General features: G+C 63.1%; 14 protein-coding genes. 7 read left to right on the top strand and 7 right to left on the bottom strand.

Annotated elements, in window-relative coordinates:
- Window positions 1-268: 268 nt before the first annotated feature.
- The 7 genes from Q0248_RS00910 to Q0248_RS00880 form a co-directional block, all read right to left on the bottom strand.
- Window positions 269-2,506, bottom strand: a complete 2,238-nt coding sequence (locus Q0248_RS00910; RefSeq protein ID WP_299318644.1) for a GH92 family glycosyl hydrolase — start codon at window positions 2,504-2,506, stop codon at window positions 269-271.
- 88 nt (window positions 2,507-2,594) lie between these two features.
- A complete protein-coding gene (locus Q0248_RS00905; RefSeq protein ID WP_299318642.1) occupies window positions 2,595-5,096 on the bottom strand; it encodes a bifunctional UDP-N-acetylmuramoyl-tripeptide:D-alanyl-D-alanine ligase/alanine racemase in 2,502 nt (833 codons plus the stop codon).
- Window positions 5,093-6,061, bottom strand: coding sequence for a GSCFA domain-containing protein (locus Q0248_RS00900; protein ID WP_299318639.1), 969 nt, complete (start codon window positions 6,059-6,061; stop codon window positions 5,093-5,095). Before Q0248_RS00900 ends, Q0248_RS00905 begins: the two co-directional genes overlap by 4 nt.
- Complete coding sequence (locus Q0248_RS00895) at window positions 6,062-6,472, bottom strand: YraN family protein (RefSeq protein WP_299318638.1); 411 nt, start codon at window positions 6,470-6,472, stop codon at window positions 6,062-6,064.
- The gene (locus Q0248_RS00890; RefSeq protein ID WP_299318635.1) at window positions 6,430-7,428 is read right to left on the bottom strand and encodes a GNAT family N-acetyltransferase; all 999 of its coding nucleotides are present in this window, start codon (window positions 7,426-7,428) and stop codon (window positions 6,430-6,432) included. Before Q0248_RS00890 ends, Q0248_RS00895 begins: the two co-directional genes overlap by 43 nt.
- A 9-nt stretch (window positions 7,429-7,437) precedes the next feature.
- Entirely contained in the window at window positions 7,438-8,310 is an 873-nt protein-coding gene (locus tag Q0248_RS00885) for a 1-acyl-sn-glycerol-3-phosphate acyltransferase (protein ID WP_299318633.1), read from the bottom strand.
- The gene (locus Q0248_RS00880; protein ID WP_299318631.1) at window positions 8,310-10,931 is read right to left on the bottom strand and encodes a valine--tRNA ligase; all 2,622 of its coding nucleotides are present in this window, start codon (window positions 10,929-10,931) and stop codon (window positions 8,310-8,312) included. The genes Q0248_RS00885 and Q0248_RS00880 overlap by 1 nt, the downstream gene beginning before the upstream one ends.
- A gap of 584 nt (window positions 10,932-11,515) precedes the next feature.
- Here Q0248_RS00880 and Q0248_RS00875 point away from each other — a divergent pair.
- The 7 genes from Q0248_RS00875 to Q0248_RS00845 all read left to right on the top strand — a co-directional run bounded on the left by Q0248_RS00875 (window position 11,516) and on the right by Q0248_RS00845 (window position 19,262).
- Window positions 11,516-11,785, top strand: coding sequence for a co-chaperone GroES (locus tag Q0248_RS00875; protein ID WP_211788922.1), 270 nt, complete (start codon window positions 11,516-11,518; stop codon window positions 11,783-11,785).
- Between the two features lie 54 nt (window positions 11,786-11,839).
- On the top strand, window positions 11,840-13,477 hold the full coding sequence (gene groL / locus Q0248_RS00870; protein WP_299318627.1) for a chaperonin GroEL: 1,638 nt from the start codon (window positions 11,840-11,842) through the stop codon (window positions 13,475-13,477).
- 361 nt (window positions 13,478-13,838) lie between these two features.
- Window positions 13,839-14,207: a DUF6122 family protein gene (locus Q0248_RS00865; protein ID WP_299318624.1), complete on the top strand. Its 369-nt coding sequence runs from the start codon at window positions 13,839-13,841 to the stop codon at window positions 14,205-14,207.
- A 448-nt stretch (window positions 14,208-14,655) separates the two neighbouring features.
- Window positions 14,656-16,419 carry a signal peptide peptidase SppA gene (gene sppA / locus Q0248_RS00860; RefSeq protein WP_299318623.1) on the top strand — a complete coding sequence of 588 codons (1,764 nt, stop codon included), beginning with the start codon at window positions 14,656-14,658 and terminating at the stop codon, window positions 16,417-16,419.
- Window positions 16,420-16,452: 33 nt separating this feature from the next.
- Complete coding sequence (gene lpxK / locus Q0248_RS00855; RefSeq protein ID WP_299318621.1) at window positions 16,453-17,559, top strand: tetraacyldisaccharide 4'-kinase; 1,107 nt, start codon at window positions 16,453-16,455, stop codon at window positions 17,557-17,559.
- A 31-nt stretch (window positions 17,560-17,590) separates the two neighbouring features.
- Window positions 17,591-18,682, top strand: coding sequence for a thiamine-phosphate kinase (gene thiL, locus Q0248_RS00850; protein ID WP_299318620.1), 1,092 nt, complete (start codon window positions 17,591-17,593; stop codon window positions 18,680-18,682).
- Window positions 18,669-19,262 (top strand): L-threonylcarbamoyladenylate synthase, encoded by a 594-nt coding sequence (locus tag Q0248_RS00845; RefSeq protein WP_299318618.1) that lies wholly within the window; start codon window positions 18,669-18,671, stop codon window positions 19,260-19,262. Before thiL ends, Q0248_RS00845 begins: the two co-directional genes overlap by 14 nt.
- The last annotated feature ends 7 nt before the right edge of the window (window positions 19,263-19,269 follow it).

Below are 19,269 nucleotides of genomic sequence, written 5' to 3'. Positions count from 1 at the left end.
ACTGAGGGATATCCCTCAGCGGCCTGACTGATGTCCCTCACGCGCCTGATGGACGTCCCTCAAGGAGCTGAGGGATATCCCTCAGCCCCCTCCCCCTCTGCCGCGCGCTAGGCGGCCAGGCACGCGGCAGGCTTTTCCTAGGCCGAGTAGAGCAGCGCCAAGACAAGCGAAGCCCGCGGCTGGAGACGTCCAGTCGCGGGCTTCGCACTAGGGGGAGGAAGGCCTTCCCCTAGGATAGAGCCCCCTAGGGGCTGCGGGCGGGAGTACGCTAGGGATTGGGCTGCGGCTCGAGCTCGAAGTACAGGCGCCCGCCCTCGAGGATGCTCTGATAGCTGAGGAAGGGCTTCGCTAGCGGCTGCTCCCCGAGGAGCGTCCGCCGTACGTAGCGCCCCTCGGGGCGGTCAGCCGTGATGACGAAGGGCTTTGCCCCAGGGCGCTGCAGGCGGACGCGGCGGAAGTAAGGGATGCCCAGCGCATATTCGCCCGAGACGGGATTAACAGGGTAGAAGCCGAGGGCAGAGAAGACGTACCAGGCCGAGGTCTGGCCGTTGTCCTCATCGCCGCAGTAGCCATCAGGGCGTGCGCTATAGAGGCGGTCCATCACCTCGCGCACCCACCACTGCGTGCGCTGCGGTCTACCCGCATAGTCGTAGAGGTAGATCATGTGCTGTATGGGCTGATTGCCGTGGGCGTAGTTGCCCATATTCATCAGCTGCATCTCGCGGATCTCGTGGATGACGAAGCCGTAGTAGCTCTCGTCGAAGAGGGGCGGCAGGGAGAAGATGCTATCCAGGTGCGCCGTGAAGCCCGCAGCACCGCCCATCAGCTGCATGAGCCCTGGGACGTCGTGGAAGACCGACCAGGTGTAGTGCAGCGCATTGCCCTCAGTGAAGGCATCGCCCCACTTATAGACCGAGAAGGGCTGCTGCCAGCTGCCGTCGGCCTTGCGTCCCTGCATCCACCCGAGGGTAGGGTTGTAGAGCTTGCGATAGTTCTGGCTGCGCGAGCGGTAGAGGGCCTCCAGCTTCTTCGGTGCCCCCGTGCGGCGGAGCACCTCAGCGATGCACCAGTCGGCATAGGCATACTCGAGGCTACGGGCAGCGTGCTCCTTGATCCCCACATCGCTGGGGATGTAGCCGAGCCTATTGTAGTACTGATAGCCCTTGCGCCCCGTGGAGCTGATCGTAGGGTGCTCGGCATTGGCCCCATGCAGCAGCGCCGCGACGACCTCCCTCCCCTCGAGGCGACCCAGCCCCTTGAGGAAGGCATCGGCGAGGACGGAGGCGGAGTTATTGCCCACCATGCAGTCCCTATGCCCGGGGCTCGCCCACTCGGGCAGGAAGCCGCTCTCGCGGTAGGCATTCATCAGCCCCTCAGCCATGGGCCCTGCCTCGTCGGGGTAGACAAGGTTGATCAGCGGCATCAGCGCGCGGAAGGTATCCCAGTAGCCCGTGTCGGTGTACATGTAGCCGGGCAGTACCTTGCCATTGTAGGGGCTGTAGTGGGCGATCTCACCCGCCGCGTTACGCTCCCAGAAGCGACGTGGGAAGAGCAGGCAGCGGTAGAGCATGCTGTAGAAGGTGCGCATCCGCTCGGGGTGCTCGTCCTCTACGGCGAGGCGTCCCAGCAGCTCATCCCACACGGCCTTGCCCTCGCGGGCGATGGTGGCGAAGTCGCGCCCTGCAGCCTCCTTGAGGTTGAGCTCCGCCTGCTCGGGACTGATGAAGGAGGAGGCGACCCAGAGACGCAGCTGGGGCTTGGTGGAGGAAAGCCGTACGGCAGCGAGCGCCCGCGTGCCTCCCTCACCCTTGATCTCCTTGAACTGGACGAGGCTAATAGGCTCCTCAAAGGTGAAGATGAAGTAGCAGCCGAAGCCCGCGGGTACGCCCCCGCTATTGCGCCGACTGACGCCCACGAGCGTCCGCGGCGAGGTCTGCGTGAGCTCGCTCCCCCCATCGTAGGCGTCGATGATGAGCCAGCGCTCCTCGGGCTTGCTATAGCTCGGGTAGGTGATCTCGCAGACGGCAGCCCGCTCGGTAGGCGCTAGGCGCAGCTGGGTATCATAGTCCGCCAGGTAGACCTCATAGCTGTAGGGATGCGCCCGCTCGGCCTTGTGGCTGAAGTAGGAGGCGCGCTCCTCATCGCCGAAGCGCGGGGAGGCGCCGACCATAGGGAGGAAGGCGAACTGGCCATAGTCTCCGATCCAGGGGCTGGGCTGGTGCGTCTGCTTGATGCCGCAGAGCTTCTGAGCCGTGTAGGTGTACTGCCAGCCGTCGCCCATCTTGCCCGTCTGGGGCGTCCAGCTATTCATCCCCCAGGGGCGAGAGATGACGGGGTAGGTATTGCCCGCACTGAGCTCGTAGCTGCTCAGCGTCCCCGTGAGGGGATCCACGAGCTCGGCATAGGAGGGGCGCGGAGCCATAGGGCTCTGAGCCAGCACCTCGAGGGCGAGGCCTAGGACAGCAAGGGCTAGGCCTAGGCGGCGAAGGGGACTAGGGAGCTGCATCGTATGGTATATAGGTGTAGTGAGCAAAGCGGGAGGAAGGGACGACGAGGGGCAGCACCGCGCCGAGGGGCAGCGTCAGCGCCCTAGGCTACTCGCGCCAGTAGCGGCGCTGGATGCGGGGCGAGAGCGTCGTCAGCACCTCGTAGGGGATGGTATCGAGGGCTGCGCTGAGGGCTTGGATGGGGCGAGGCTCTTCGCCGAAGATGAGGACTTCGTCCCCCTCCGCGACCTCGGGCACCTCGGTGACGTCGATCATGCAGGCATCCATACAGACGTTGCCTATGGTCGGGCAGAGGACGCCGTGCACGGAGACCGCATAGGCGCCATTGCTGAGCCTACGGCTGAAGCCATCGGCATAGCCTATCGGGATGACGGCGATGCGTGCGGGGCGCTGCGTGAGGCCGCGGCAGCCGTAGCCGACACACTCGCCCGCGGGCAGCGAGCGCAGCTGCAGGATGATGGTCGAGAGGCGCGCTATAGGCGTCGTGCCAGGCAGCTGCGTGGGGCTGATGCCGTAGAGGCCGAGGCCGAGGCGCGCCATATCCAGCGCGTACTCAGGGTAGCGCTCTATGCCCGCCGTATTGAGAATATGGTAGCGGGGGCGGTAGCCTAGCCGCTGGCTGAGCTCCTCGGCCGCCCCCAGCAGGTAGCGGTACTGCCCCTCGGTAAAGGCGCGCTTGGGCTCGCCCTCGTCGGAGGCGGCGAAGTGGGAGAAGATGCTGCTGACTCTCAGTGCAGGGAGCTCCCTGAGACGCGCAGCCAGCTCGGGGATCTCTTCGGCCGAGAAGCCGAGGCGGTGCATGCCGCTATCCACCTTGATATGTATCGGGTAGTCGCTGAGCCCGTGCGCCTGGGCGGCACGCGCCAGCCCCTCGAGGAGGGCGAAGCTATAGACCTCGGGCTCGAGGCGCTGCTCGAAGAGGGTATCGGCCGTGCTGAGCTCGGGATTCATCACCATGATGTGCGTGCTGATGCCCGCCTCGCGGAGCTCGCGCCCCTCATCGGCTACCGCCACGGCGAGGTAGTCCACGCGGTGCTCCTGGAGCGTGCGGGCCAGCTCGACCGCTCCGACGCCATAGCCGTCGGCCTTGATCATGCAGATCAGCGGGTGGCCTGGAGGTAAGAGGCTGCGGTAGTGATTGAGGTTGGAGACGACAGCGCTGAGGTCGACATCCAGCACCGTCTGGTGCACGTGCGCCGAAAGGCTGCGGTAGAGACGCTCGAAGGCAAAGCGCCGTGCCCCCTTGAGCAGCAGGCAGACGCCCGAGAGCTGCTCCAGCACGCGCGAGCCGAGCAGCGTCTCCGTATCGGGATAGCAGGAGCAGGGGATGAAGCCAAAGCGCTTCGCCTCCCCGCTACTACGCGGCCCGACCAGATAGAGCTCTTGGACCTCGTAGTCCCTGAGGTAGCGGGCCACCTCTCCGTAGAGCTCCTCATCGCTCAGCCCACTGCCCTCTATGTCGGAGAGGACGAGGACGCGGCGCATGCCCGAGCTATCGGCACGGCGACGCAGGAAGTCCAACGCGATGGGCAGGCTCTGCAGGTCGCAGCTGTAGTAGTCATTGATCAGCGTGCAGCCTCGCGCACCCTCCTTGACCTCGAGGCGCATGCTCACGGGGCGCAGGGTACTGCAGAGGCTCGCTTCGCTGAGGAGCTCGGGGGCGAGCTCCGCCACGAGACAGAGTGCCGTCAGCGCATCCTCGATATAGGCAGCGTCCGTGAAGGGCAGCACCAGCTCGTAGGCCTGCTGCCTGTGGATGCAGGTCAGCTCGCAGCGATCGGCCTGGGTGAGGCTATGGGGGATATAGAGCGTAGCCTTGGGATCGAGGTAACTCCAGCTGCGGAGGCGCTCCGCGGGGTAGTGCTCCTCGATACGCTCGCTGACCCAGCCCTTATCCTTAGGGTAGATGATGCAGCGGGCGGAGGCGAAGAGCTGGAGCTTCTCCTCGAGCTTCTCCTCCATGGAGGCGAAGTGCTCCTGATGGGCACTGCCCAGCCCCGTGAAGACGCCTACCTCGGGCCGGATCATCGCCGCGAGTGCCGCCATCTCCCCAGGCTGCGAGATGCCCGCCTCGATGAAGGCCAGCTCATGCTCGGCACGCAGCCCCAGCAGCGAGAGTGCCACACCGAGCTGCGAATTGTAGCTGCGCGGACTGCGGTAGCAGCTGTAGTGCGGCGAGAGGAGCTGATAGAGGAGCTCCTTGACGATGGTCTTGCCGTAGCTACCCGTGATGGCCACGAGCTGCAGCTGAGGGAGGGAGGCACGATGCGCCGCCGCCAAAAGCTGCAGCGCCGCCAGCGTGTCGGGGACGAAGTAGCAGTTGGCCTCGGGATAGGCGCTGGCCTCGAGGCTCCCCTCATGCAGGAGGAAGTGGCGGACGCCCGCCTCATAGAGCTCGGCGACATAGCGCTGCCCGTCGCCCGACTCCGTGCGCAGCGCGACGAAGAGGCTATCGCGGGGCGCCGTCAGCGAGCGGCTATCAGTGAGCAGCCACTGCACGGGGCGCTCGTAGGGCAGGGCTTCGGTCCTGGCACCGAGGAGCTGGACAATCTGCTGGGGGCTAAGGCTGGGGGCTAGGGAGGAGTTCATACAAGGGCTGCTAGGTCTAGGGCGGAGGGATATTTGCGGTAGAAGGCGGCGAGCTTAGCCTCAAGGCGCTCCAGCCGCTCACGGTGCGCCTCGGGCTCGCTGGAGAGGGGACGGTGGCGCAGCTCGCTGAGGAGGCGCTCGGCCTCGGCGATGCCTCGCTGCGCCTCGGGGCTGAGCCACCACTGGGTGAGGCGCTCGGCGATAAGGCGCTCAGCGAGCTCCGAGGGGTGCGTCATGTCCTCGGCGTAGTAGCGGTAGTCCCGCAGCTCGTCCATCATCAGCTCGTAGGAGGGGAAGTAGTGCAGCTGCTCGGGGTAGCGCTCCGCGAGGAGCTCGGAGAGCAGCAGGAGCGTGGCCTTGCTGCGTGCATTACCCACTGCTCCATCGCGCAGGTGGCGCACCGGGCTGACCGTAGTGATGATCTGGAGCTCGGGGCGTAGGGTGAAGAGGCGCTCCAGCAGGGGCAGCCAGCACGCCGCGAGCTCGTCGAGGCCCACGCGCTGGCGGTGGAAGAGGCGCTCGGGGAGCTTATGACAGTTGCTCACCACACGGCCCGTCTCGCCCCAGCGGTAGACGTAGCTCGTGCCCCAGGTAAGGAGGAGGAAGTCCAGGCGCTGGAGCTGAGCCGCAGCACGCTCAAGGCTGGAGTTCATCAGCTCCAGCGCGTCCTCCCGTCGGCGGCGGGTGAAGCTGCCGTGATGCAGGAGCGAGGCGTAGCCACCGCTGGTCTCTACGAGCTCGTCCGTCTCGAAGGGACGCTCCTCGAGGATACGCTCCAGCGCAGCAGCGATAGAGAGCGGGTTGTACTGAATACCGAAGGGATTGACCAGGACGTCCAGTGCGCCGGCTCTGAGGCGCGTGGCGATGCTTTGGCTGAAGCAGGAGCCGAGGCTCATCACCGCCTGCCCGTAGCTGAGTCTAGGCGGGGAGGGCGGGAGGCTGACGGGGGTAGAGAGCGCGATCATCTACTTGTGGGGCTTAGTCGACGGGCGACGGGAGCGGCGGTGACTGCCTAGACGCGGGTAGAAGGCAGCCTCGATGTGCTCTAGCGTGTAGCTCCGGTCGCTGGCGATATCTATGGCGATGATGTCGTAGCGTACGTCCAGCTCGAGGCCTCGGGTACGTACGTAGTGGTCGGCAGCCTGTATGATGAGGGACTGCTTGCGCTGGCTGACGCTGTCGCGAGCCCTGAGGAGGCTGCCGGCGCTGCGGGTCTTGACCTCGACGATGGCCAGCGTGCCTCCGCGCTGAGCGATGAGGTCCAGCTCGCGGTGCCCCGAGCGCCAGTTGCGCTCCAGGATGCTGTAGCCCTTGGCCTCGAGGTAGCGGCAGGCTAGCTCTTCACCAAGCGCACCCGTCTTGAGATGTTCGTCCATAGCAGGTCACTCTGTGCCTCCGCGGGCTCGAAGGTCTCTATGTGTCGGCTCCGCTTGGAGGGGATAATGGTGTCGATGGCTATGAGTATGCCCGTCTCCTCGACGAGGCCGAACTCATGATTGATCGCCGTGCCGAAGACGCGCATCTCGGGGGAGAGCGCCATGTAGGCACTGACCAGCGGCGGGATGTTGAGCCCTAGAGCACGCACCGCACAGTTGAGGGAGCGGTAGTCCGAGGCGAAGTCCTCGAGCTGGAAAAGCTCCCGCACCTCCGCCTCATCGACCTCTATCGGCAGCGGCTCAGTCGGCGTGACGAGCTGCTCAGGGTCGGGGAAGTGCTGCGAGAGGAAGTAGAGGATGAGGTTGCGCACGTGCCGATCGTAGTCCTTGTACATCGTCACCTTGCCGTAGAAGTAGCGCATCTCGGGGTTGAGCACCGTCAGTGCGCCCAGCCCGTCCCAGAGGTTGTCGAGGGCAAAGAGGCTCTTGGCCCCCATACGCGTAGACTGGTAGGGCAGCGAGACAAAGGAGCGACCCAGCTCTATAGTATAAGGTAGGTACTCGCTGAGGAAGCGCGGACTGAAGTCGAACATTTCTGCCGTCGCGAGCCGTGGCTTGCCCGTGGCGGCATCATAGCCCACTTCGTCGCCGAAGACGAAGCGGTAACCGCCGAGGATGGCCTCCTCTGCGGGATCCCATACGATGAGCTGTCGATAGCCCTCGGGGTCTAGGTCAAAGCTATCAATATCACAATCCTTACCCGTGCCGCCGCCGTAGTAGCGGAAGGCCTCCTCACGTAGGCGCCCGATCTCACGCATGGTATGCGGAGCGCTCAGGGCATGGAAGACGTAGAGCTCGTTGCCCCCTTTGTTGGTCTGGCGCAGGAGCTTGTCAGGCGTCAGCTCGGCACGTATCAGCGCCTTATCTATGGGTGTGATGATCGGTGTGGTGTACATAGTATGCACTTAGCGGTGCGTGCGGTCGTATTCCTCGCGTAGCTGGTAGCTCAGGGCGCGTATGCGCTGGGCCTCCTGCTGTGGTGTCAGAGCACTGTCTCGGAGGCTCTGCCAGGAGATGGGCTCCCCGACGAGGACGGTATAGTGGCTGCCCCGAGCGCGGAAGAGCTCGTCAGGGAGCAAGGCCTGCCCTGGGTCGAACTTCATGCGCAAGGCGTTCTTGAGGTGCCACACCCAGTAGAAGTGGCGGGAGTTGCGCCCGACGAAGTGCAGCGGCACCACGTCGCGCTGGTAGTTGATGGCCTGGCTGACGAAGGTCTTGTGCCAAGGTCTGTCCTGCAGTCGCCCATCGAAGATACGCGAGCAGGAGCCTGCGGGGAAGCTGCCGATGGGCGCATCGCCCTCCAGCGCCTCCTGCATCAGCTGGATGGCGCCGCGGGCCTGCGTGCCCTGCCGATTATTGACGGGGAGGAAGACAGGCTGCAGCGGCTTGAGGTAGTAGAGCAGGTCCGAGACCATGTAGCGCACGGCTCCGTAGCGCTCCCCGAGCATGTGGCAGAGCGTGATGCCATCCATGCCACCGAGGGGATGGTTGCAGACGAAGATGCAGCGCCCATTCTCGGGCAGGCGCTCGGGGTGTACCCACTCGGTCGTCAGGCGGAACTCCTGCATCAGCCCCGCCAGGAAGTCCCGACCCTCGAGATGCCCGTAGCGATAGAGGACGTCATTGATCTCCCGCTGGTGGATGATATGCTCCAGCGTGCGGAGGATAGGGCGTGGCAGGCGCTTCCCGACCTTTGCCTCCAGCACCTCCCCTATATGGATAGCCAAGGGGTGGTGCTGGGACGTGTAGTCGGGATGCTCGGTGAGTGGAGTCTGCATTACTTGCCCTCCAGCTGGCGGATACTCTGCTCGATGGAGGCGATACGGCTCTCGCAGTCGGCCTGCTTCTTACGCTCGAGGGCGATGACGGCCTCGGGCGCCTTCGCCACGAAGCTCTCATTGCTGAGCTTCTTCGTCACGCCAGCGAGGAACTTCTGCTGGTACTCGAGGTCGGCACGCAGCTTGGCCAGCTCCTCCTCTACATTGATGTAGGCAGCCATGGGCACGGCGAATTCGTCCGTCCCGACCATGAAGCTCACTGCGCCCTCGCTACGCTGCCCCGAGCGGTCGATGGTCGCTAGGCCTGCCATCTTGGTCAGCACCTCATCCAGCTCCGTGCTGTAGCTGGGGGCGACCTCAAGGGTCAGCTCCTCACGTGGGGAGAGGTTCTTGCTGGTGCGCAGGCTACGCACGGCGGTGATGACCTCCTGTGCGGCAGCGAAGCGACTGAGGAAGGCCGTGTCGGCAGCCTCGGCGGCACGCTGCTGGGCGTACATGATGCTCTCGCCCTCGGCACGTGGGCTGAGGCTCTGCCAAAGCTCCTCGGTGATGAAGGGCATGAAGGGGTGCAGGATACGCAGTACCTCGTCGAAGAAGTCCAGCGCCTCCTGGCAGGTCTGCTGGTCAATGGGAGTGCCGTAGGCGGGCTTGATCAGCTCGAGGTAGTAGGAGCTGAAGTCGTCGCGGATGAGCTTGTAGACGAGCGTCAGCGCCTCGCTGATGCGGTACTTGGCGAAGAGGTCCTCCAGCTCGGTGGCCGCCTCGTTGAGGACCTGGCGCATCCAGTAGCTCGCCAGACGCGAGGCCTCGGGCTGCGGAGCTGCGACAGCGTCTGCCGTCCAGCCCTTGACGAGGCGGAAGGCGTTCCAGAGCTTGTTGCAGAAGTTGCGCCCCTGCTCACAGAGGCTCTCATCGAAGAGGATGTCATTACCCGCAGGCGCGCTCATGATGAGGCCCATACGCACGCCGTCGGCGCCGTACTTGTCGATCAGGTCGAGCGGGTCGGGGGAGTTGCCCAGCGTCTTGGACATCTTGCGGCCCTGATTGTCGCGCACGATCCCCGTCAGATAGACGTTCTCGAAGGGCTTCTTGCCCTGGAACTCGTAGCCCGCCATGATCATACGCGCCACCCAGAAGAAGAGGATATCGGGACCCGTCACGAGGTCGGAGGTCGGGTAGTAGTAGTCGAGCTCCTTATCCCCCTCACTCAGTGCAGGGGCGAAGACCGTGATCGGCCACAGCCAAGAGGAGAACCAGGTATCCAGGCAGTCACTCTCGCGGACAAGGTCTGCAGCCGTGAGGCTGGGATCCTGCTCCTGCGCCAGACGCAGCGCCTCCTCATCGCTCGCCGCGACGACGAAGCTCCCGCTGGGGAGGTAGTAGGCTGGGATGCGATGCCCCCACCAGAGCTGACGGCTGATGCACCAGTCCTTGATGTTCTCCATCCAGTAGCGGTAGGTGTTCTTGAACTTCGCGGGGTGGAGCTTGATCTCATCCTGCATCACCGCATCGAGGGCAGGCTTGGCAAGGGTCTCCATCTTGAGGAACCACTGCATCGACAGCTTGGGCTCGATGGGAACGAAGGTACGCTCGGAGTGCCCTACCTTATTGGTATAGGCCTCGACCTTCTCCATCAGGCCAGCTGCCTGGAGGTCGAGCTCGATCTGCTTGCGCACATCGAAGCGATCCATCCCAGCATAGGCCCCGCCGTGCTGATTGAGACTCCCGTCATTATTGAAGATATCGATCGTCTCGAGCTGATGCTTCTGCCCGAGCATATAGTCATTGATGTCGTGGGCAGGCGTCACCTTGAGGCAACCGGTACCGAACTCTATGTCTACATATTCGTCCTCGATGATGGGCACCGAGCGGCCTACCAGGGGTACGATCAGGCGCTTGCCCTTGAGGTCGCGGTAGCGCTCGTCATTGGGGTTGATACACACCGCAGTGTCACCCATGATCGTCTCGGGGCGCGTCGTAGCTACGACCACGTAGCGATCCTCGCCCTCGACGAAGTAGCGGAGGTAGTAGAGCTTGCCCTGCTGCTCCTGATAGATGACCTCCTCGTCGCTGAGCGCCGTCTGTGCCTTGGGGTCCCAGTTCACGACGCGCACGCCGCGATAGATGAGCCCCTTGCGGTAGAGGTCTACGAAGACGTCGATGACGCTCTGCGAGCGCTCCTCGTCCATGGTGAAGGCCGTGCGCTCCCAGTCGCAGGAGGCGCCGAGGCGCTTGAGCTGCTCGAGGATGATGCCCCCATGCTCACGCGTCCAGTCCCAGGCGTGCTCGAGGAAGGCCTCACGCGTCAGATCGGTCTTCTGTATGCCCTGAGCAGCCAGACGCCCGACGACCTTGGCCTCCGTAGCGATGGAGGCGTGGTCGGTACCAGGGACCCAGCAGGCGTTGAAGCCACGCATACGCGCCCGGCGTACCAGGATGTCCTGGATGCTGTTATTGAGCATGTGCCCCATGTGCAGCACCCCCGTCACATTGGGCGGAGGGATGACGATGGTGTAGGCAGGACGAGCATCGGGGCTCGAGTGAAAGAGCTTGTGCTCCATCCAGTATTGATACCAGCGGCTCTCCACAGCCTCGGGGCTGTACTTCGTAGCTAAGTCCATAATGGCTTCGTGAGGTCTATATATATTATATATGTATACGCATGTCAGACGCGCTAGGGTCAGGGCGGGAGGCCCTAGCCCCAGCACGCTAGAGGGTACAAATTTACGCATTTCTACGTAGAGCAGGGACGCGTCACGCGCGCGGCGGCTCCGCCTCCTAGGGCCGCTCCGTCCCTTCCTTCGCCCCGCTCCCCTCACGACAGCGCTTCTCCCCCACCCCATCACGGGTGTCCTGACTGATATCCCTCAGCCTCCTGACGGACGTCCCTCACGGCGCCCACTGATACCCCTCAGCGACCTGAGGGATATCCCTAAGGGGCACCCCACTCTAGCCCGCAGCCACCCGAAGCTTCGCTCGGGACGGGGCGAGGAGGCAAGTTGCCTCGGCAGCAAGAGCCGTCCCTACCGACCTTCTGACCTAAGGGAGCGGAGAGCTCGGCGATGGGTCTGACATCTTGGCAGCCGACAGCGAGGCTTCGCTTCTTTGGCATAGCCTTTGCCCACGCCCTCAATGGTCGAGCGCTCGCCCTCAGGGCCGCACCCACCGATACAAGTGACAAATAACATCTAATAGAATACAAACTATGAGCATCAAGCCACTGGCAGACCGCGTCCTCGTACGCCCTGCTGCACAGGAAGAGAAGACCACCAGCGGGATCATCATCCCCGACTCCGCCAAGGAAAAGCCCCTCAAGGGCGAAGTCGTAGCCGTCGGCGGCGGCACCAAGGACGAGGAAATGGTCCTCAAGGCAGGCGACACCGTCCTCTACGGCAAGTACGCGGGCACCGAGATCGAGCACGAGGGTGAGAAGTACCTCATCATGCGTCAGTCCGACGTCCTCGCTACGCTCTAGCCCCGCAGCACAGCAGACACATAGAAGTACACAGCTATCCAAGCATACAAGATCATGGCAAAGGAAATTAAGTTCGACATAGAGGCTCGCGAGAGCCTCAAGCGTGGCGTAGACGCCCTAGCTAACGCCGTCAAGGTAACCCTCGGCCCCAAGGGGCGCAACGTCATCCTCTCCAAGACCTACGGCGCACCCCACATCACCAAGGACGGCGTGTCCGTGGCCAAGGAGGTAGAGCTGGAGGACCCCTTCGAGAACATGGGCGCTCAGCTCGTCAAGGAGGTAGCCTCGAAGACCAACGACGATGCGGGTGACGGCACCACGACCGCCACCATCCTCGCCCAGAGTATCATCGGCGTCGGGCTCAAGAACGTCACCGCAGGGGCCAACCCCATGGACCTCAAGCGCGGTATCGATAAGGCCGTAGCGAAGATCGTCAGCGAGATCCGCTCCATGGCACAGGAGGTCGGCGACGACTTCGAGAAGATCGAGCACGTGGCTAAGATCTCGGCCAACGGTGACGAACAGATCGGTCAGCTCATCGCCGAGGCGATGCGCAAGGTCAGCAAGGAAGGTGTCATCACCGTCGAGGAGGCCAAGGGCATCGAGACGACCGTAGAGGTAGTCGAGGGCATGCAGTTCGATCGCGGCTACATCTCCCCTTACTTCGTGACCAACTCCGAGAAGATGGAGGCGCAGCTGGAGAACCCCTACCTGCTCATCTACGACAAGAAGATCTCTACGCTCAAGGAGATCCTCCCCATCCTCGAGCAGACCGTCCAGACGGGCCGTCCCCTACTGATCATCGCCGAGGACATCGATAGCGAGGCGCTGGCTACGCTCGTCGTGAACCGCCTGCGTGGTGGCCTCAAGGTCTGTGCCGTCAAGGCTCCTGGCTTCGGCGACCGCCGCAAGGCTATGCTTCAGGATATCGCCATCCTCACGGGCGGCGTAGTCATCAGCGAGGAGACTGGCCTGAAGATCGACGCTGTGACCCTCGAGATGCTCGGCAAGGCAGAGAAGGTCAGCGTGGACAAGGACAATACGACCATCGTCAACGGCGCAGGTGACAAGGAGGCTATCCGCGAGCGCGCAGCTCAGATCAAGGCTCAGATCGCTAACACCAGCTCCGACTACGACCGTGAGAAGCTCCAGGAGCGCCTAGCCAAGCTCTCTGGTGGCGTGGCTGTCCTCTACGTAGGTGCGCCTAGCGAAGTAGAGATGAAGGAGAAGAAGGACCGCGTCGACGATGCGCTCAGCGCTACGCGTGCCGCCGTCGAGGAGGGCACCGTCCCTGGGGGCGGTACGGCCTACCTGCGTGCTGTCCGTGCCCTTGAAGGCCTCGTCGGAGAGAACGAAGACGAGACGACGGGTATCGAGATCATCCGCCGCGCCATCGAGGAACCCCTGCGCCAGATCGTGACCAACGCCGGTAAGGAAGGGGCTGTCATCGTACAGCGCGTCAAGGATGGCGAAGGTGACTTCGGCTACAACGCGCGTCAGGACAAGTTCGAGAACCTCTACACCTCGGGCGTCATCGACCCTGCTAAGGTCACGCGTGTCGCTCTGGAGAACGCAGCCTCCATCGCGGGCATGTTCCTCACGACGGAGTGCGTCATCGCTGACAAGAAGGAGGAAGGCTCTGCTATGCCTGCCATGAACCCCGCTATGGGGGGTATGGGCGGCATGATGTAGTCCCTCCCCGACCCCAAAACGCTAAGCGCCGCGGGCGCTCGCCTAGTCCTCTCCCGAGGCCTCTGCGAGCGCCCGCGGTGCTGCTTTTCCCTAGCTGGACATATAAGGAGTACTTGCGGCCCCCCTTTCGTCCTAGCTCTATATATTAAGGTAAGAGATGCCGCCTGCTCGTCACTATGGCGCATCTTACGCACAGTCTCCAGCCCTAAACACGAGGCAAAGGGTACCAGCCCCTACGTGCTATGATACATCTTACGCACCGTCCTCCAAGTCCTAAGCATTAGGCAAAGAGCGTCGTCCGCTCAGCGCTATAGTGCATCTTGCGTATCTTTGGTACGAAGCCTAAGCAATAGCCCCATCTATGCTCCCACTACTCAAGCTCCTCGCCCACTACGGGCTGCACCTCGTCGCACCTTACTTCCTAGCCGCGCTGTGGCCCAAGCGCTCGCGCCTCCGCGTATATCTGCTGCTGCTCGCGACGATGGCGATCGACCTCGATCATCTGCTGGTGCGGCCGATCTTCGACCCTGAGCGCTGTAGTGTGGGCTTCCACCTGCTGCACTCCTGGCCCTTTGTGCTGCTGTACGCGCTGCTCTGTGTGCTGCCCTACGGGCGCCTCGGCTGGCCGTGGTGGCTACGGGTGCTGGGGGTAGGTCTGTGCCTACATATCTTCACCGACTGGCAGGACTTTGTCCTCTGGCGCCTTCTCGACGGCCGCCTCTCCCTCTAGCCACCCCACCCCGCCAGCAAAGCCCTCACTGGGCTCTCCCAGCTGCTTGCCAAGCCCTCGTATCAGTCACTACGTCGTCCTGCCCAATCTCTGCACTCCGCGCCCCAGACTACTCTGCTCATTCAGCCCTATGGCTTGGTGGTGCTGACCTACGATTACCTCACCTCTCCAGCCAGCTTGTCGCCGCTTACTCGCTAGTGTTGCTGCTCCTTGCCTAGGTAAGTCAGAAGTCGGGGCTGCTGAGCTTGCTCTTGAACCCATCCATAAATTCCAAAGGGGAGCTCTCTTACCCTAGTGCTTATGGAGCCTTAGCTCAGAGCAGGGTGATAAGGACTATAGGGATAAATCAGTATATTTGTACACACGCATTTATGCCCCTTTGATCATGGATATAACCCCACTTCCACGTAAACCACTCAGCTTTGGGAAAACGGTCCTAGCTGCCTTCTTGGGCTTCCTCGGTGCACACATCATCGCCTGTGGGCTGGCGATCGTGTTCTTCTTCGTCCTTATTGCGATGATGATCCCGAGTCCCTCCTCACGGGTGCCTGAGCTGGCGTCTAACAGCGTTCTGCGCATTGACCTGGCGGACCTACGGGAGATCGTGACCACCGATGACTGGATGCAGTACCTGCCTGGCAAGAAAGGCAGTCAGCCCGTCTCACTGACACAGGCCATCGAGGGAATACGTAGGGCTAAGGCTAGCGATAAGATCAAGGGGATCTACCTCAACGTAGAGTCCCTCAACGCGGGACTGGCGTCTATCGACGAGCTGCGTACGGCACTCCAGGACTTCAAGAAATCGGGGAAGTTCGTCTACGCCTATGGCGACAGCTACGACCAGCGCGCCTATTACCTAGCTACGGCAGCGGACAAGATCTACATCAACCCCGAGGGCTCGGTGAACCTCGTCGGGCTCGCCAGCAGCACAGTGATGATGCGTCAGGCGCTGGACAAGCTCGGGATCAAGGCCGAGGTCTTCAAGGTGGGCACCTACAAGGGGGCCGTCGAGCCCTACATCCTCGATCAGCGCAGCGAGCCCAACAAGGAGCAGACGCGCGTGTACCTCGAGGGCGTATGGGAGCACATGCTTCAGGGGATTGCGTCTGCACGGCGTATTTCGGTCGAGAGCCTGCAGACCTTTGCCAGTATGGGACGCGCCTTCGATGAGGCACGTGAGCTACTGCGCTATCGTCTTGTCGATAGCCTAGTCTTCCGCCTCGATATGGAGGACATCATTAGCCGCCTTGTAGGGGTCAAGTCCCCCAAGGCCCTGCACCAGGTCAGTCTCGCGGATCTCGTAGCGCAGCCCGAGGAGCGTCGTCCGCTACGTGATGCTCCCGAGATCACCGTCCTCTATGCCGAGGGCGACATCATGTCGGGCAGCTCCTATGGTGAGGGGATCGGTGAGCAGCTGGCTCAGGACCTCAAGCGAGTCGCCGAGGAGGGCAAGGCGAAGGCCCTTGTACTGCGTATCAACAGCCCTGGCGGTAGTGCCTTCCTCAGCGAGGCTATCTGGCACGAGATACGCCGCCTCAAGAAGAAGATGCCCGTCGTCGTCTCCATGGGAGACCTCGCAGCCTCGGGGGGCTACTACGTCGCCTCGGCAGCGGATGCCATCGTCGCTAGCCCCATGACCTTGACGGGGTCGATCGGTATCTTCGGCATCATCCCTGACGCCTCGGCGCTGGCGCAGCGTCTTGGGCTGTCGATGGACGTCGTCAAGACCTCTCCCTATGCAGGGGTACTCGATGCGAGCTTCTTCGGCTTCCAGCTGCAGGGGCTTAGTCCCGAGGCGCGGAGCGCTGTGCAGCGTATGGTCGAGCGTGGCTACCGCACCTTCCTCAGCCGTGTCAGCGAGGGGCGTGACATGCCCATTGACTCGGTGGATAAAGTCGGTCAGGGTCGCGTATGGCTGGGATCGAAGGCCAAGGAGCTTGGCCTCGTCGATGAGCTCGGCGGGCTCGACACTGCCATCCAGCTGGCCGCCAAGCTCGCTGGCATCAGCAAGAACTACCGTGTGAACTATGGGGAGACCTCCCGCAGCCTTTGGGAGCAGCTCTTCTCCAGCGAGACCTCCGATAGCTTCGTGGCCCGCCTGCGTGCTAAGTTCATGACCGAGGAAGAGCGCCGCGTCAGCCTCTTGATGCGTCAGCTCACCACCTATTCAGGCATCCAGGCTCGTCTGCCCTACGGCACGACACCTTACTAAGCCTTAGCCTGCTAGCCCCCACAGCTTCCTGCTATGCAGCGCCGCGATAACCCCATCCTCAAGCTCTGCTCCCTCGTCTACGGCGCTGGGGTAAGCCTCCGCAACTACCTCTTCAATAGCGGGCTGCTGCGGGAGCACCACTACGACATCCCGCTGATCTGTGTAGGCAACATCACTGTCGGAGGCACGGGCAAGACGCCGCACATCGAGCTGATCATCGAGCTGCTGCGTCCGAGCTACCGCCTGGCCGTCATCAGTCGCGGCTACAAGCGCTCCAGCCGCGGGCTGCAGGACGTCACTCCAGGGGCCAGCGTGCAGCAGATAGGCGATGAGCCGAAGCAGCTGAGCCTCAAGTATCCTGAGGTGCGCCTCATCGTCGACGGCGACCGCCGCAGGGCGATGCGCTACCTGATGGCCTTGCCCGAGGCCGAGCGCCCCGAGGTGGTACTGCTGGACGATGGCTTCCAGCACCGCTACGTGCACCCGTCCTTCAGCATCCTCCTGGTCGATGCCAGCCGCGAGCTGCACGAGGACGCCCTGCTGCCCGCAGGCAATCTGCGTGAGCCTGCCTCAGCCCGCTACCGTGCCGACTGCATCATCATGACGAAGTGCCCCGAGGATATGTCGCCCATCCAGATGCGTATCATGCAGCGCAACCTCGCGCTCTATCCGCATCAGCAGATCTTCTTCTCGCACATCTGCTACCATCGTCCCCACAGGCTACGCAGCCTAGCGGGCACGGCCTCCTCCCATCGCGGCGGCGAGCTGCCCGACGGAGTGCGCCTCGTGGCCCTCTCGGGGATCGCCGCGCCGCAGAGCTTCCATAGCTACCTCGAGAGCAAGTACCGCCTCGTCGAGCGCCTCGTCTATCCCGACCACCACAGCTACCGCTCGCGGGACCTCGCCGCCATCGCACAGCGCTATGAGGCGCTGCGTGCCGAGAGTCCCGACCCGCTCTACCTGATGACGACGGAGAAGGATGCCGTACGTCTCGTGGAGCTTCAGGACAAGCTGCCCGACGAGCTGGTCGACCACCTATACTATCTCCCCATACGGACGGAGATCCTTTACCAGCGGGAGGCCTTCGAGCAGATGCTGCAGCGTGCGGCCAGTGCTCTCCCGCCAGCGCTCAGACGCTGAGCAGTACGAACTAAGTAAGTCAAGCATCTAGATGCAGAGAACAGAGTTGGCCGAGCTCGGGGAGTTCGGCCTTATACGCCACCTGACTCAGGGGCTGCCCAAGCATAACGACACGACCGTGCTCGGTGTCGGCGATGATGCCGCCATCGTAGCCTACCCCGAGGGCACCGAGACCCTCGTCACGACGGACCTCCTGCTGGAGGGCATCCACTTCGACCTCACCTACACCCCGCTGAAGCACCTCGGATACAAGGCTGCCGTCTCCAGCTTCTCCGATATTTACGCGATGTACGGGCACCCGCAGCAGCTCACCGTCTCGCTCGGCGTGTCGGCGCGCTTCGCGCTGGAGGATCTAGAGGAGCTCTATGCGGGGCTACGCCTAGCCTGCGACCGCTATGGGGTGGACCTCATCGGCGGCGATACCAGCTCCAGCCTCACGGGGCTGTGCCTGAGCATCACTTGCCTCGGCATCGTGGCTAAGGGCGAGGCGACGCGTCGCAGCGGGGCACAGCCTACCGACCTCATCTGCGTCAGCGGGAACCTTGGTGCGGCCTTCATGGGACTGCAGCTGCTGGAGCGTGAGAAGCGCGTCTTCGCGGGGCAGACGGGCGACTTTGACCCTGACTTCGCTGGGCGCGAGTACATCCTAGAGCGCCAGCTACGCCCCGAGGCACGGCAGGACATCATCCGCCAGCTGCAGGAGGGGGGACTGCGCCCGACCGCAATGATAGATAGCAGCGATGGTCTGGCGAGCGAACTGCTTCACCTAGCTAAGGAAAGCGGCGTAGGGATACGCATTTACGAGGAGCGCCTGCCCATCGACGTCGAGACGGCCAGCATGGCCGAGGAGCTCGGTATGTCGACGACGACCGTCGCCCTGAGCGGCGGCGAGGACTTCGAGCTCATCTTCACCCTGCCGCTCGGCGAGCTGGACCGCATCCGCACGCTGGAGGGGGTACATGTCATCGGGCACGTCACGGACGCTGCAGCAGGCTGCTACCTCGTCACGCCCGATGGGGCAGAGATCAAGCTACGCGCCCAGGGCTGGCCTGAGGAGGCTGCGGGCGTGACGGCTATCGATACTAAGGACCAAGCTACAGACAAGGCTCATGAAGAAGACTAAGGACGAGGAGCTCTACGCCCCCGAGGACCTAGCGCAGGCCGTAGAGACGCTGCGCCGCGGCGGTATCATCCTATATCCTACCGATACGGTATGGGGCATCGGCTGCGACGCGACCAATGAGGAGGCCGTGCGCCGCATCTATGAGCTCAAGCAGCGTGCCGATAGCAAGAGCATGCTCGTACTCATCGACGAGACCTACCCACTGGAGTCCATCGTCGGTCCCGTGCCCGATGTGGCCTACGACCTCATGGAGCTGGCGGTGCGTCCCATCACCATCATCTATCAGGGAGCTAAGGGGGTGGCGCCCTCGCTGCTAGGCGAGGGGCAGAGCCTCGGCATTAGGCAGAGCCGGGAGAAGTTCTCCTCCGCCCTCTGTCGCCGCCTACGTCGTCCCATCGTCTCGACCTCGGCCAATATCAGCGGCGACCCTACGCCACTCTTCTTCGACGGGATTAGCCCCGCGATCCGCGAGGGCGTGGACTACGTCGTACGCTATCGTCAGACGGATAAGACCCCTAGCCAGCCCTCGCAGATCATCATGCTGGGTCCCTCGGGAGAGGTCAAGGTCATCCGTCCCTAGCCCGCTA

Source organism: uncultured Porphyromonas sp. (assembly GCF_938046015.1).
Taxonomy (GTDB): Bacteria; Bacteroidota; Bacteroidia; order Bacteroidales; family Porphyromonadaceae; genus Porphyromonas.
This window is presented reverse-complemented; position numbering and strand designations above follow the sequence as displayed.

What these genes read in the sequence shown, in the direction of transcription:
- Q0248_RS00910 (WP_299318644.1), bottom strand. Translation starts at nt 2,506, where the DNA reads ATGCAGCTCCCTAGTCCCCTTCGCCGCCTAGGCCTAGCCCTTGCTGTC.
- Q0248_RS00905 (WP_299318642.1), bottom strand. Translation starts at nt 5,096, where the DNA reads ATGAACTCCTCCCTAGCCCCCAGCCTTAGCCCCCAGCAGATTGTCCAG.
- Q0248_RS00900 (WP_299318639.1), bottom strand. Translation starts at nt 6,061, where the DNA reads ATGATCGCGCTCTCTACCCCCGTCAGCCTCCCGCCCTCCCCGCCTAGA.
- Q0248_RS00895 (WP_299318638.1), bottom strand. Translation starts at nt 6,472, where the DNA reads ATGGACGAACATCTCAAGACGGGTGCGCTTGGTGAAGAGCTAGCCTGC.
- Q0248_RS00890 (WP_299318635.1), bottom strand. Translation starts at nt 7,428, where the DNA reads ATGTACACCACACCGATCATCACACCCATAGATAAGGCGCTGATACGT.
- Q0248_RS00885 (WP_299318633.1), bottom strand. Translation starts at nt 8,310, where the DNA reads ATGCAGACTCCACTCACCGAGCATCCCGACTACACGTCCCAGCACCAC.
- Q0248_RS00880 (WP_299318631.1), bottom strand. Translation starts at nt 10,931, where the DNA reads ATGGACTTAGCTACGAAGTACAGCCCCGAGGCTGTGGAGAGCCGCTGG.
- Q0248_RS00875 (WP_211788922.1), top strand. Translation starts at nt 11,516, where the DNA reads ATGAGCATCAAGCCACTGGCAGACCGCGTCCTCGTACGCCCTGCTGCA.
- groL (WP_299318627.1), top strand. Translation starts at nt 11,840, where the DNA reads ATGGCAAAGGAAATTAAGTTCGACATAGAGGCTCGCGAGAGCCTCAAG.
- Q0248_RS00865 (WP_299318624.1), top strand. Translation starts at nt 13,839, where the DNA reads ATGCTCCCACTACTCAAGCTCCTCGCCCACTACGGGCTGCACCTCGTC.
- lpxK (WP_299318621.1), top strand. Translation starts at nt 16,453, where the DNA reads ATGCAGCGCCGCGATAACCCCATCCTCAAGCTCTGCTCCCTCGTCTAC.
- thiL (WP_299318620.1), top strand. Translation starts at nt 17,591, where the DNA reads ATGCAGAGAACAGAGTTGGCCGAGCTCGGGGAGTTCGGCCTTATACGC.
- Q0248_RS00845 (WP_299318618.1), top strand. Translation starts at nt 18,669, where the DNA reads ATGAAGAAGACTAAGGACGAGGAGCTCTACGCCCCCGAGGACCTAGCG.